Origin of the sequence: Rhizobium sp. ERR 1071 (genome assembly GCF_007828675.1) — a bacterium.
In the GTDB taxonomy this organism is placed as follows: domain Bacteria; phylum Pseudomonadota; class Alphaproteobacteria; order Rhizobiales; family Rhizobiaceae; genus Rhizobium; species Rhizobium dioscoreae.
Map to the genome: position 1 here is coordinate 49,631 of NZ_VITM01000011.1, position 12,822 is coordinate 62,452.

Genomic DNA, 12,822 nt, shown 5'->3' on the forward strand with positions numbered 1-12,822 from the left:
AGCGTCAGCTCTATTTCATATGCCTTAATATTTAGGGTTTAATGCTGCGCTAAGTTCATTTTTTACTTCGGCTAATATTCTTTCTCTCTGATATTGGCCGCTCTAGGGCTTGTGCGGAGGGTTTCATTGTTCAGCCTTATCGTCTGCACGATCGATCGTTTCGATCAGCTGGAGCGGCTATTCCGTTCGCTGGTGGGGCAGAGTCATAAGGATTTCGAGGTCATCGTCGTCGATCAGAACCTCGACGACCGGTTGCGCGAGCTTATCGACCGCTTTTCCCCCTCCTTCCTCATTCGTCACGTCCGTTCGCCGAAGGGACTTTCGCGGGCGCGCAACAAAGGCATGGCGGTTGCGGAGGGTGATTACGTCTGTTTTCCCGACGATGACTGCTGGTACGAGGCCGACACGCTTTCGATGGCCGCGACTTTGTTTGCCGAGCATCCCGACCTCGCGATCGTCACCGGCCGAACGCTTGATGCCCAAGGTCTTGCCTCCGTCAGCCCGACGGGTGAGACGCGGCTTGCCCTGACCCGGTGGAACTATCTGAGGTGCGGCAATTCCAATGGCATCTTCGTGCGCCGTGCGGCCCTGGCCGATATCGGTGGTTTCGACGAGGATCTCGGCGTCGGCTCGGAATCGCCGTTCCAGAGCGGCGAAGAGGCGGATTTCCTGCTTCGCGCGCTTGGCGCCGGCAGACAAGCGATGTTCTTTCCCGAGCTCATCGTCCATCACGATCAGGTCACGAGCGAATACGGGCCGCGGCAGGTGGAGCGTGCGCGCAAATATGGGCGTGGCTTCGGCGCGCTGATGCGCAAGCAGGCCTTTCCCTTGTATTATGTCAGCTATCGCCTGTTTCGCCCGGTCGCCGGCTGGCTGGCGGCGCTGGCACGATTCAACCTTGATGCGGCCCGCTACAAGCGCGCCTGGCTGGTGGGCATTCTGGAAGGTTACGCCGCCTGGCCGCGCTGGCGCAGGAACTGAGGCGACTTGCCTTTCGGCGTCAGGGTTTCCGCATAGATATCCATATAGCGCTGGGCGACCTCGTCCCAGGCATAGGCGCGGGCATCGCGCAATAGCTCCTGTCGCAGGCTCAGGTCGTCGCCCTGTAGACGCTCAAAGGCGGCGGTCAGCGCATCGGCGGCAGCTTCCGGATTGGAGAAATCCGAGAGCATGAGGGCCGGGTGGGTTTCGGCCATCGCCTTATAGGCTTCGTTGGCGTTCAGCACCGGCAGCAGGCCGGCGCTCATCGCTTCGATCGCCACGAGACCGAAGCCTTCGTACTCGGAGGCCGAGGCGAAGAGCGATGCGCGGGCGATGATGTTGCGGATCGAGCCTTCGTCGATCGAGACATGCAGCGCGACGTTACGCTCCAGATTGCGAACGGCAATTTCCTTTTCCAGCGTTGCCCGGTCGAGATCCGATTCGGCGCCGATAATGTCGAGATGCCAGTCCTCATGGCGGCCTGCCAGCACCTTCATGACGTCGAGCAGGTGATCGAGCCGCTTGTTGATCGAGAAACGGCCTATCGTGACGATGCGGCGACGTGCTTCCAAAGCGGCGCAATTGGAAAACTTGCCGACATCGGCGCCGTTTTCGATCAGGTGGACGCGGCTTTCGGCAATCTGCGCAAAGAGCCGCGCGTCGGACTGGCTGCAGCAGATGAGAGAGGCATAACCGAGCGCGGAAAGCCGCGTTGCCGTGTTGAACCAGACCTTCTTGATGGCCGCATATTTCTGCGTGTGGAAGAAGCCGCCATGGGTGGTGGCGACCATGGGCCGTCCGTGCATCAGCTTGCCCCAGGCCAGCGCATCGAAGAAGAAATCGACGGCGTGGACATGAACGAGGTCAGCATCGGCCAGATGGCGGAAAACCTTGGGCGCCAGCGGATATCGGCTGGAGCCGGACCAGGGAATGCGGACGATTTCGATGCCGTCGATCGTTTCGCCTTCAGGCAGTTGGCGGTCGGGATCGGAAAACAGGCTGTTGCAGGTAACGACGCGCACGCGATAGCCGCGAGAAACCAGCTGGCGGCACAGATTGGCAACGACATCTTCAAGGCCGCCCTTGTTCGGCAGGAACTGACGCACGACATGCACGATCAGCGGCCCGGCCTGCTTGTTTGCCTGAATATCCGCAACAGCCGATGTCATCGATCCACCCTCGACCCCTATGCCGCGCCATGCACCGGCAATCCGGCGCTGCAGCGCGCCGCCCGTTGATCAGTCGGCAAAAGCAGATCATCGGGTCGGTTAAAAAGGGTTTAATTCTGCGCAGAAAGCCGAGCGGTTTCGGACAAGAGGGTTAATGTCGGGCCGACTTGCGGAGTGGGAGGAGCTTGTCTGGTGAATGTGCGGTGGCGCGACACCATGATTGTCGGTTGCTCCTGTGACCTGCCCCTCACCCTAGCCCTCTCCCCGCTTGCGGCAGGGGTATCGCATATGAGCGGAGATCGCCGCCGTCCTCCTTCTCCCCAGCGGGGAGAAGGTGCCGACAGGCGGATGAGGGGGTGCCTGCCAAGACCACCAAAATCCATGAATTCAAATCGATAACCCCCTCATCCGACCCTTCGGGCCACCTTCTCCCCAAGGGGAGAAGAAGCTTATGGTGCTCGTCCGCCTCCATATGCGATAGCCCTGCCGCAAGCGGGGAGAGGGCGGGAGTGAGGGGCAATCCCGCGAATGTGACTTCAATTGCGATCCGAGTCCAAGCCTCTCAAAACGCTCGGAAGGTCAGCGTCGTCAGCGAGCGGACGATGCCCGGGATATTGGCGATGTGGTCGTTGATGAACTTGCCGATATCCTGCTCCTCGGCGATGTAGACCTTCATCAGCAGGTCGTAGTCGCCGCTGGTGGAATACAGTTCCGAAACCAGCTCCGTCTGGTAGATCGCATCGGCGACCTCATAGGTCTTGCCGGGAGCGCATTGGAGCTGAACGAAAATGGGCTTCATGAGAATGTCCTGCTTCTGTCTGCCGCCGCCATAGCGGCCGGCTTTTCTCTATCATGGTCGAAAGCGCCTTCGCCATGCAAGTTTTTCTCCAGAGCCGATGATTTTTTGGCATCATGCCATGTCCATCGGATGTCGCTCTTGCCGCTTCCGCAATTTCGAGCATGGCGCTAGATTGGCGCGATTATCTCTGTCGATTGGACCGATTTCATGCTGAATGACCCGCGCTCCCACGGTCTTTGGGAAAAGACCGCTCCCCCACCGCCGGCAACCAAGCCGCTTTCCGGTGATATCAATGCCGATGTCGTGGTCGTCGGTGGCGGCTATACCGGTCTTTCGACGGCGCTGCATCTGGCGGAAGCCGGCACGAATGTCGTGCTGCTGGAAGCCAATGAAATCGGCTTCGGCGGCGCCGGGCGCAATGTCGGCCTCATCAATGCCGGCATGTGGGTGATGCCGGACGACCTGCCCGGCGAACTCGGTCCCGTTCATGGCGAGCGGCTGCTCGATCTCCTCGGCAATGGGCCGAAGCTGGTCATGGAGCTGATCGACAAGCATGGCATCGCCTGCGAACTGGAACGCAACGGCACACTGCATTGCGCTGTTGGGCCGGAAGGGCTGAAGGAAATTGAGGAGCGCGCCCGGCAGTGGGAAAAGCGCGGTGCGCCGGTCACGGTATTGGATGCGCGGGAAACGGAGCGCCGCGTCGGCAGCTCGGCCTACACCGGGGCGCTGCTCGACATGCGCGCCGGTACCCTGCAGCCGCTTGCCTATGCGCGCGGCCTTGCCCATGCCGTAGTGAAGGCTGGCGCTACCATTCACACCGGTAGCCGGGTGACATCGACTGAAAGAAGCGGTGCGAAATGGGTGGTTTCGACTGATGGCGGCAAGGTCAGCGCCGACTGGATCGTGGTGGCCACGGACGCCTATAGCACCGGCCCGTGGGAAAAGGTTCGGAACGAACAGGTGCATCTGCCCTATTTCAATTTCGCCACCGTCCCGCTTGGCGACAACTTGCGCAAATCCGTGCTGCCGGGGCGTGAAGGCGCCTGGGATACCAAGGAAGTGCTCTCGTCCTTCCGTATGGACCAGGCCGGACGGCTCGTATTCGGCAGCGTCGGGGCGCTGCGCAATACAGGTCTTGCCATTCACAAGAGCTGGGCTCGGCGTTCGATCAGAAAACTCTTTCCGCAGCTTGGCGATATTCCTTTCGAATGCGAATGGTATGGCAAGATCGGCATGACCGACAACGCGCTGCCGCGCTTCCACAAGCTGGACCAGAATGTCGTCGGCTTCTCCGGTTATAACGGCCGTGGCATCGCGCCAGGAACCGTGTTCGGCAAGGTTTTGGCCAGCCACATTCTCGGACAGATTTCCGAGGCCGATCTGCCGCTGCCGGTGACCGATGTCGTCGAGCCGAGCTTCAGGGCGGCGAAGGAAATGTGGTACGAGGCTGGCGCCCAGGCCGCGCATTTCGTCGGCGCCAGAGTCTAAAAATAACTGAACCGGCATTACGGGAAGAGGAAACAAGATGACCGCGACATCAGATCTTGCTGCCGAAACCAAGGCAATACTGACGGAGCTTGGCGTCTCAGCCGATCGCTACACCGGCGGAACGCTTGCCGTTACCTCACCTGTAACCGGTGCCGAGATCGGCCGGCTGAAGGAGCATTCGACTGACGAGGCGAAGGCTGCGATCGCGGCGGCACACGACGCGTTTCTGTCTTGGCGCAACGTGCCGGCGCCAAAGCGTGGTGAGCTGATCCGCCTGCTTGGTGAAGAGTTGCGCGCCGGCAAGGCGGCCCTTGGGCGTCTCGTCTCGATCGAAGTGGGCAAGATCACCTCCGAGGGCCTCGGCGAAGTCCAGGAGATGATCGATATTTGCGATTTCGCCGTCGGTCTCTCGCGCCAGCTCTACGGCCTCACCATCGCCACCGAGCGCTCCGAGCACCGGATGATGGAAAGCTGGCATCCGCTGGGCGCGATCGGCATCATCTCGGCCTTCAATTTCCCCGTTGCCGTCTGGTCGTGGAATGCGGCGCTTGCCATTGTCTGCGGCAATTCCACTATCTGGAAGCCATCGGAAAAGACGCCGCTGACGGCGCTTGCCGTGCAAGCTCTATTCGAAAAGGCGCTGAAGCGTTACGTCGCCGAGGGTGGCGACGCGCCTACCAATCTTTCGACGCTGCTGATCGGCGGCCGCGATCTTGGCGAGTCGTTGGTCGATCATCGCCAAGTGCCGTTGGTTTCGGCAACCGGCTCGACGGCCATGGGCCGTGCGGTCGGCCCGCGTCTGGCCGGCCGTTTCGCCCGCGCCATCCTCGAACTCGGCGGCAACAATGCCGCAATCGTCTGCCCGACGGCCGATCTCGATCTCACCCTGCGTGGCGTTGCCTTTTCCGCCATGGGCACGGCCGGCCAGCGCTGCACGACGCTGCGCCGCCTTTTCGTTCATGAAAGCGTCTACGACCAGCTCGTGCCGCGCCTGCAGAAGGCTTATGGTTCGGTCACGATAGGAAATCCGCTTGAAGCCGGTACTCTGGTTGGACCGCTGATCGATAAGCAGGCTTTCGACCGCATGCAGGCAGCGCTTGAAGCTGCGAAGGCGGCCGGCGGCAAGGTGACAGGCGGTGAACGCATTGAAAGCGGCTCAGCCGATGCCTTCTATGTTCGACCGGCTCTCGTCGAAATGCCGGAACAGACAGGTCCGGTCGAGCAGGAAACCTTTGCGCCGATCCTCTATGTCATGAAGTACAGCGATTTCGACAAGGCGCTGGCGCTGCATAATGCTGTGCCGCAAGGCCTGTCTTCCTCGATCTTCACCAATGACATGAGGGAAGCCGAAACCTTCGTCTCAGCTCGCGGATCGGATTGCGGCATTGCCAACGTCAATCTTGGCCCCTCCGGTGCCGAGATCGGTGGCGCATTCGGCGGCGAGAAGGAGACGGGTGGCGGCCGCGAATCCGGCTCGGATGCCTGGAAGGCCTATATGCGTCGAGCGACCAACACGATCAATTATGGCCGGACGCTGCCGCTGGCCCAGGGTGTCAAGTTCGACGTCGAGTAGCGCGAGAGCCTTGCTGCATTGCGATGGAGAGGATGAAGGCGTAGAAAGCTCTTGTCTTCCCATGTGTTTTCAAGGTCTTGTCCCATGTATCTGTCGCTTGCCGAAGCCGAAACACTGGTCATGGAGGCTTTGCAGCGAAACAAGGTCAGTGCCGAGAATGCCCGTTCTGTGGCTGTCGCGCTTGTCGCGGCGGAGGCTGCCGGGCAGGGTGGTCATGGTCTGCGCCGCGTCCCTGCCTATGCCGGCCAGGCCAAGGTCGGCAAGACCGACGGTTTTGCCAGGCCGCAGCTTAGCCGACCTTTTCCCGCCGTGCTGCGCATCGATGCCGGCAATGGCTATGCCTATCCCGCGCTCGATCTTGCCGTTGCCGAGCTTCCGGCCGTCGCCCGCGAACAGGGGATTGCGCTTGCCGCCATCAGCCGCTCCCATCATGCCGGTGTCATGGGCCTGACGGTGGAGCGTTTTGCCGATCAGGGTCTGGTGGCGCTGATGGTCGCCAATGCGCCGGCCTCGATGGCGCCCTGGGGCGGCAAGACACCGGTTTTCGGCACCAATCCGATTGCTTTCGCTGCGCCGCTGCCCGGCGAGGAGCCTGTTGTCATCGACCTGGCGCTGTCGAAGGTGGCGCGTGGCAAGGTGATGGCGGCGCGGCAACAGGGTGCCCCGATCCCGGCTGACTGGGCTTTCGACCGCGAGGGGAGGCCGACCACGGATGCCGAAGAAGCCTTGGCCGGCACCATGATCCCGGCCGGCGATGCCAAGGGTGCGGCACTTGCCCTCATGGTCGAAATTCTGGCCGCGGGCCTGACCGGTGCGAACTACGCCTTCGAGGCTTCCTCGCTCTTCGACGACAAAGGCGCTCCGCCGGCGCTCGGCCAAACGATCATCGCGATCAATCCGGCGGCGACGAGTGCTGCCGATACGGCACAACGGCTGGCTTTGCTGGCGGGTGAAATCACCCGCGATCCGAATGTCCGCCTGCCGGGTCGGCGCGGGCAGAGTTCGCGGCGTCTTGCGCTGACGGAGGGGATTACTGTCGAGGACGAGGTGATCGCGGTGATCGAGAGGCTTTGAGGCGATGGTCGGGTAAGTGTGTGTTTTGGTCTTGCTCTTGTGCACGGCCCCTCACCCCAGCCCTCTCCCCGCTCGCGGCAGGGCTATCGCATATGGAGGCGGACGAGCACCATAAGCTCCTTCTCCCCTTGGGGAGAAGGTGGCCCGAAGGGTCGGATGAGGGGGTTATCGATTTGAATTCATGGATTTTTGTGGTCTTGGCGGGCACCCCCTCATCCGCCTGGCGGCACCTTCTCCCCGCTGGGGAGAAGGGGGACAGCGGCGATTTCCGCTCATATGGGATACCCTGCCAGAAGCGGGGCGAGGGAGTTATCGCGCAAAGCAGCGCGCTACACGGATGAGAGGCAAGCAATTCCAGGAAAAGTGCGTAGCGGTTTTCCGTCCGGAATTGCGAGAGAACAAAGAGATAGAGCATTTCGCGATTCGAAGAAAAGCGAAACGGCTCTAGTTGGCTGGCTCTATCGTCCCCTCGTCCCGCCTGCGGGGAGAGGGCTAGGGTGAGGGGCCAGGCACATCGTCACGACATTGACGGAGACGCCTGACTGCCACCCTCGATCCGCTCTCACGCGATGGCCGGCTTCTCGTTCAGCCAGCCGCCGGTAAAGCCGGCGCGCTCCAGGCCGGTGCGGAGGATCGGCGATTGCCGCATCAGGTTCCAGATCATGCCGGTACGGGCGTTTTCGATCATCATGACCAGCAGGCCCTGGTCGATGGCGACGGAGCGGTCGTCCACCCATCCTTCCGGGCCGGGGCCTTTGACGCTCGGATTGAAGCCGCCGGGGAAACGGCCGTCGAGCAGCAGGTTGGGATAGGTCGAAAGCAGCGCCCGCGTGCCGTCGAGTGCAGCCTGGCGGTCGAACGCGAGGCAGGACAGCGGTCCCCATGGGGCGATGGTGCCGTCGTCGGGACCGAGCGGGGCGCCGCGGGCGGCATAGCCGAAGACCTTCGGAGCATAGCGCAGGCTGTGCTTGGTGCCTGTCGGGTTCGGGCCGTCGCAGGCGGAAAGGCCCCAGATATCCTTCGTATAGCCGACAAAATGGCCAGGATTGCGCTCGGTATAGTCGCGCTGCACTGATATCGCCGTTTGCGTATTGCGGAAATAATCGATGTCCTTGTCGGCGACATGCTTGTCGCGGATGCCACGAAAATCGATCCAGGCATGCGAGAAGAGGTGGATGAACAGCGGCCCGGCATAGAGGAAGGGCGTGTCCTTGAACATCATCCAGGTGTAGGTCGAGGCAAAGGCGTCGTAGCTTGATGGCGGGACGGGATGCGTGGGCGAGCCGAGCGCCAGCACATAGAGGAAGATCGCCTCGTCATAACCCTGGTAGCGCCAGCGCAGGAAACCGCTGGCCGGCTTCCAGCCCATGCTGATGGTCTGGCCCTTGTTCAAGGCCCAATGCCAGTCGCAGCGCTCATAGAGGAATTTCGCCTGCTTGCGGAGATCGCGCTCGACCTGGCTGTTTCCGGTGAAATAAGCGGCTGCGGTCAGCACGCCGAGCAGCAACAGGCCCGTGTCGATCGTCGAAAGCTCACTGTTCCAGGCGCGCTTGCCAGTTTCCATATAAAGGAAGTGATAGTAGAAGCCGCGATGGCCGGTGGCGCCACGCTCGGTGCCCTGCTGGCTGTCGGCGAAGAAATCGAGGGCGGCCAGCACCCGTTTGGCCGCATCGGCACGGCTAATCCAGCCACGCTCGACGGCGACCGGATAGCTCGACAGCGCAAAGCCGACCGCGGCAATGCTGCAATGGCTCGTCTTGATCGACGTATCCGCCACCAGTCCGTTTTCCGGATTGGTGTAAAGCATGAAATAGTCGAAGGCCGAACGTTGCAATCGGTCGATCAGCGCGTCGTCGGTTTCAGTTACCTGCTGCAGCATCTTCTATCCATCTCCTCGATGCTCCCATTCCCTGCTGAACATAGGAGCTTGGATAGTTGCAAATCAAACATGATTAACGATGACATACTTTTGTGGAGGATTCTTTAATATCAGTGGGTTGTTGAGGTGGTCATCCCCAGCCCTGAGGGCTTGAAGATGTCCTTTCCAGGTGATTTTCGGCGATATCGCCAGCAGAAGCGCACGAATAGCGGTCGGCGCGAGCCTGTTCGAAAAGGGGCGAAGCATTGGCTATGTGGTGATTCGTGTCGATGAAACGGTTTAGCCGAGCGCCGTTTCCAGCCGTCGCTTCAGCCGCGCCAAGGTTCTGCCAAACACTGCCTCATCCCCAAGGGCTCTGGCAAGGGTCAAAGCGCCCTGTATGCCGATGACGGCCTCTTCGGCGAGCATTTTCGCCTCGGTGCCTGGCGCTCCGGCCCTGAGCAGAGCGCCGGCAAGCGCTTCGACCCAGCGATGGAAATAGTTACGTATAGCGGTGGAAAAGCGATCGCGCGTTTCATCGAGCGCGAAGGCGCCAATCAGGCAGACCCGGCGGCCGGAGCGGAAATAGCTGTCTGTCGTCTCCCACATGCGGGCAATCGCTGACCGTGGCTCGCCCTCTTCCAGCGGCTTGAACATCTCCGTCACGAACCAGGCATCGATATTGGCCATGATCTCCGCCGCCATTTCTTCCTTGCCGCCCGGAAAGAAGTGATAGAGGCTGCCTTTCGACAATTTCGTGCGGGCGGTGATCTCGCTCATCGACGCACCTTCGTAGCCGAGTTCGCGGAAGACTTCGGCAACGAGGGCGATGGCATCGGATCTTTCGAAGACGGTACGCACCTCTCAAAGGCCGAGGTCGGAGAGGCCGGGATGATCGTCCGGACGGCGGCCGAGCGGCCAGTGGAATTTCCGGTCCTCTTCTTTGATCGGCATGTCGTTGATGGAGGCGAAACGGCGCCGCATCAGGCCGTCGGCATCGAATTCCCAGTTCTCATTGCCGTATGAGCGGAACCAATGGCCGCTGTCGTCATGCCATTCATAGGCAAAGCGCACGGCGATGCGATTGCCCTCGAAGGCCCAGAGTTCCTTGATCAGCCGATAGTCCAGTTCACGTGCCCATTTGCGCGTCAGGAATTCGACGATTTCCTTGCGGCCGCGCGGGAATTCGGCGCGGTTCCGCCACTGGCTGTCTTCCGTATAGACCTTGGAGACGCGTTCCGGATCGCGGCTGTTCCAGCCATCCTCTGCCATGCGGACCTTGGCGATGGCGGTTTCGCGGGTGAAAGGCGGGACGAGTGGGGTCGGCATGATGTGCTCCTTCTAAACCGATTTGTCGTTAATAGACTGATCGGTTTAGAAGGTCAAGCACCGCGATTTGCCGGGTGATGGACTCAATGGGCGAATTTTCGCGCTCCGGCGACGCAGGCGACGACGGCCAGGGTCACGACGAGCATCGACCAGCTGACGCTTTCCTTGAGGAGGGCTGCGGCAAGCGCGAAGCCGAAGAAGGGCTGCAGGAATTGCAGCTGGCCGACAGCTGCAATGCCGCCCTGGGCGAGCCCGCGATACCAGAAGATGAAGCCGATCAGCATGCTGAAGAGCGAGACATAGAGGAGGCCGAGCCAGGCAGGACCGCCGATGCCGTCAATGCTGTGCGGCATAGTCATGAAGCAGAGCGCGACGGTGACGGGCAGGGACAGGACCAGAGCCCAGCAGATGACCTGCCAGCCGCCCAGCCGGCGCGAGAGGACCGCACCTTCGGCATAGCCAAGGCCGCAGATGATCACGGCTGCAAGCATCAGGAGGTCGCCGACAGGCGAGGCCGACACGCCTTGCGCAAGCGCATAGCCGCAGACTAGCGCACTGCCGAGGATGGAGAATATCCAGAAGGCCGGGCGTGGCCGCTCGCCGCCGCGCATCACGCCGAAGATGGCGGTTGCCAGCGGCAGCAAGCCGATGAAGACAATGGAATGGGCCGATGTGACGTGCTTTAGCGCCAGTGCCGTCAAGAGCGGAAAGCCGACGACGCAGCCGAGGGCGACGATGACGAGCGAGGTGATATCGCCGCGGGTCGGGCGCTTTTCGCGAAAAGCAAATAGCAGGCCGAGGCCCAGGAGGCCGGCGATTGCGGCTCGGGCAACTGTCAGGAACAGAGGGTCGAAATCCATCACGGCCACCCGCGTCGCCGGCAGGGAGCCGCTGAAGATGACCACTCCCGCCAAACCATAGATCCATCCTGTCGTCGTCTTGTCCATCGCGCATGCTCCTTCTTGATGTTCGCGGTATCGACGCATTTGTCTGGCCAAGCCAGAGACGGTACAGTACAATTCTCATGAACTGTTATGGTATAAGAGGCGGTACGGATGGATGGTCTGTTGGTGGCAAGCGCAGGCGGCGGCACGCGCATCGAGGGAGTGATGGCTGCGATTTCCGACCGTATCGCCACTCGCAGCCTGATGCCAGGCGCGCGGCTTCCCTCTGTGCGCAGCTTCGCAAAGACGATGCAGGTGTCTGTTTCAACCGTGGTCGAGGCCTATGAGCGGCTTGCCGCAGAGGGCACGATCCGTTCACGGCCGGGTGCCGGATTTTACGTCTGCGGCCCGCTGCCGCCGCTTTCCTTGTCCGAGACCGGAGCAAGATCGGATCGCAACGTCGATCCGCTCTGGATTTCCAGGCAATCGCTGGAGGTGGGAGACGATGTCCTGAAGCCCGGCTGCGGCTGGCTTCCACCCTCCTGGCTGCCGCAGGCGGCGTTGCGCAGGGCGATGCGAACGCTGGCGCGTGGAGACATGGGAACGCTTGCCAATTACGGCACGCCGCTGGGCCTGCCGCCGCTGCGGCAGTTGCTCGCCCGGCGCCTTGGCGAACATGGTATCACGGTGTCGCCGGATCAGATCTTGCTGACGGAATCCGGCACGCAGGCGATCGATCTTCTCTGCCGTTTCCTGCTCGAGCCGGGCGATACCGTGCTCGTGGACGATCCCTGCTATTTCAATTTTCATGCGCTCCTGCGGGCGCATCGTGCCAATGTCGTCTCCGTACCTTTCACGCCCACGGGGCCGGATGTCGAGCTGTTCGGGCAGATCCTCGAACGGCACAAACCACGGCTCTACATCACCAATTCAGCCATCCACAATCCGACGGGTGCGACGCTCTCGCCCGTGACGGCACACCGGCTGCTGAAGCTGGCGGATGCTGCCGGGCTGACGATCATCGAGGACGATATCTTCGCCGATTTCGAGGATGTTCCGGCGCCACGTCTCGCTGCCTATGACGGGCTCGACCGGGTGATCCATATCGGCAGCTTTTCAAAGACGCTTTCGGCCTCGGTGCGCTGCGGCTTCATCGCGGCGCGGCGGGATTGGATCGACGGTCTTGTCGATCTGAAGGTTGCCAGCAGCTTCAGCTGCGGGCAATTGTCGGCCGAGCTTGTCCATCTCGCGCTGAAGGATGGCAGCTATCGCCGGCATGTCGAGGCCCTGCGGGTACGGCTTGCCAAGACCTTGGCGGAGGTGTCGACGCGGCTGGAGGCGATCGGCGTCGTGCCTTGGCTGAAGCCCCGGGCCGGGATGTTTCTATGGTGCCGGCTGCCGGAAGGGCTCGATGCCGCCGATGTCGCGCGTGCCTGCCTTGCCGAAGGCATCGTCCTTGCGCCCGGCAATGTTTTCAGCCTCTCGGATACGGCCGGACGCTTCATGCGCTTCAATGTCGCGCAGTCGATCGATCCCCGGATCTTCGAGGCGCTGGAGGCCTCCATGCGGAAACTGAGATAGTATTTTCCGCCAGTGGATTGCGGAGCGTTTTCGACCTGTTCGGAAGATGCAGGACGCCCGCGCTCTTGCCAGGCGGAAATGAT

Annotated in this window: 11 protein-coding genes; 5 read left to right on the plus strand and 6 right to left on the minus strand. The window is 61.6% G+C overall.

What is annotated here, in order from left to right; translation table 11 throughout:
* The first annotated feature begins 126 nt into the window (after positions 1-126).
* Positions 127-981, plus strand: a complete 855-nt coding sequence (locus FBZ99_RS27075; protein WP_145635887.1) for a glycosyltransferase family 2 protein — start codon at positions 127-129, stop codon at positions 979-981.
* Here FBZ99_RS27075 and FBZ99_RS27080 read toward each other — a convergent pair.
* Entirely contained in the window at positions 948-2,150 is a 1,203-nt protein-coding gene (locus FBZ99_RS27080; RefSeq protein ID WP_145635890.1) for a glycosyltransferase family 4 protein, read from the minus strand. The two genes, FBZ99_RS27075 and FBZ99_RS27080, sit on opposite strands and share 34 nt — an antisense overlap.
* A 562-nt stretch (positions 2,151-2,712) precedes the next feature.
* Positions 2,713-2,949 (minus strand): Lrp/AsnC ligand binding domain-containing protein, encoded by a 237-nt coding sequence (locus tag FBZ99_RS27085; RefSeq protein WP_015341532.1) that lies wholly within the window; start codon positions 2,947-2,949, stop codon positions 2,713-2,715.
* 207 nt (positions 2,950-3,156) lie between these two features.
* Here FBZ99_RS27085 and FBZ99_RS27090 point away from each other — a divergent pair, with 207 nt between their 5' ends.
* The 3 genes from FBZ99_RS27090 to FBZ99_RS27100 all read left to right on the plus strand — a co-directional run bounded on the left by FBZ99_RS27090 (position 3,157) and on the right by FBZ99_RS27100 (position 7,087).
* Positions 3,157-4,440 carry an NAD(P)/FAD-dependent oxidoreductase gene (locus tag FBZ99_RS27090; RefSeq protein WP_145635893.1) on the plus strand — a complete coding sequence of 428 codons (1,284 nt, stop codon included), beginning with the start codon at positions 3,157-3,159 and terminating at the stop codon, positions 4,438-4,440.
* A gap of 37 nt (positions 4,441-4,477) precedes the next feature.
* Positions 4,478-6,013, plus strand: coding sequence for an L-piperidine-6-carboxylate dehydrogenase (gene amaB, locus FBZ99_RS27095; RefSeq protein ID WP_145635896.1), 1,536 nt, complete (start codon positions 4,478-4,480; stop codon positions 6,011-6,013).
* 84 nt (positions 6,014-6,097) lie between these two features.
* Positions 6,098-7,087, plus strand: a complete 990-nt coding sequence (locus FBZ99_RS27100; protein WP_145635899.1) for an Ldh family oxidoreductase — start codon at positions 6,098-6,100, stop codon at positions 7,085-7,087.
* A gap of 562 nt (positions 7,088-7,649) precedes the next feature.
* Here the strand turns inward: FBZ99_RS27100 and FBZ99_RS27110 are convergent.
* The 4 genes from FBZ99_RS27110 to FBZ99_RS27125 all read right to left on the minus strand — a co-directional run bounded on the left by FBZ99_RS27110 (position 7,650) and on the right by FBZ99_RS27125 (position 11,221).
* Positions 7,650-8,966: a glucoamylase family protein gene (locus FBZ99_RS27110; RefSeq protein WP_145635905.1), complete on the minus strand. Its 1,317-nt coding sequence runs from the start codon at positions 8,964-8,966 to the stop codon at positions 7,650-7,652.
* Positions 8,967-9,245: 279 nt separating this feature from the next.
* Positions 9,246-9,806 (minus strand): TetR/AcrR family transcriptional regulator, encoded by a 561-nt coding sequence (locus tag FBZ99_RS27115; protein ID WP_145635908.1) that lies wholly within the window; start codon positions 9,804-9,806, stop codon positions 9,246-9,248.
* A 3-nt stretch (positions 9,807-9,809) separates the two neighbouring features.
* A complete protein-coding gene (locus FBZ99_RS27120; RefSeq protein ID WP_145635911.1) occupies positions 9,810-10,274 on the minus strand; it encodes a nuclear transport factor 2 family protein in 465 nt (154 codons plus the stop codon).
* An 83-nt stretch (positions 10,275-10,357) separates the two neighbouring features.
* Positions 10,358-11,221 (minus strand): DMT family transporter, encoded by an 864-nt coding sequence (locus FBZ99_RS27125; RefSeq protein WP_145635915.1) that lies wholly within the window; start codon positions 11,219-11,221, stop codon positions 10,358-10,360.
* 108 nt (positions 11,222-11,329) lie between these two features.
* Here FBZ99_RS27125 and FBZ99_RS27130 point away from each other — a divergent pair, with 108 nt between their 5' ends.
* The gene (locus FBZ99_RS27130) at positions 11,330-12,739 is read left to right on the plus strand and encodes an aminotransferase-like domain-containing protein (RefSeq protein ID WP_145635918.1); all 1,410 of its coding nucleotides are present in this window, start codon (positions 11,330-11,332) and stop codon (positions 12,737-12,739) included.
* Positions 12,740-12,822: the final 83 nt, after the last annotated feature.

Coding starts and splice junctions, on each gene's coding strand:
- FBZ99_RS27125 (WP_145635915.1), bottom strand. CDS start 11,221: ATGGACAAGACGACGACAGGATGGATCTATGGTTTGGCGGGAGTGGTC.
- FBZ99_RS27080 (WP_145635890.1), bottom strand. CDS start 2,150: ATGACATCGGCTGTTGCGGATATTCAGGCAAACAAGCAGGCCGGGCCG.
- FBZ99_RS27110 (WP_145635905.1), bottom strand. CDS start 8,966: ATGCTGCAGCAGGTAACTGAAACCGACGACGCGCTGATCGACCGATTG.
- FBZ99_RS27085 (WP_015341532.1), bottom strand. CDS start 2,949: ATGAAGCCCATTTTCGTTCAGCTCCAATGCGCTCCCGGCAAGACCTAT.
- FBZ99_RS27090 (WP_145635893.1), top strand. CDS start 3,157: ATGCTGAATGACCCGCGCTCCCACGGTCTTTGGGAAAAGACCGCTCCC.
- FBZ99_RS27100 (WP_145635899.1), top strand. CDS start 6,098: ATGTATCTGTCGCTTGCCGAAGCCGAAACACTGGTCATGGAGGCTTTG.
- FBZ99_RS27130 (WP_145635918.1), top strand. CDS start 11,330: ATGGATGGTCTGTTGGTGGCAAGCGCAGGCGGCGGCACGCGCATCGAG.
- amaB (WP_145635896.1), top strand. CDS start 4,478: ATGACCGCGACATCAGATCTTGCTGCCGAAACCAAGGCAATACTGACG.
- FBZ99_RS27120 (WP_145635911.1), bottom strand. CDS start 10,274: ATGCCGACCCCACTCGTCCCGCCTTTCACCCGCGAAACCGCCATCGCC.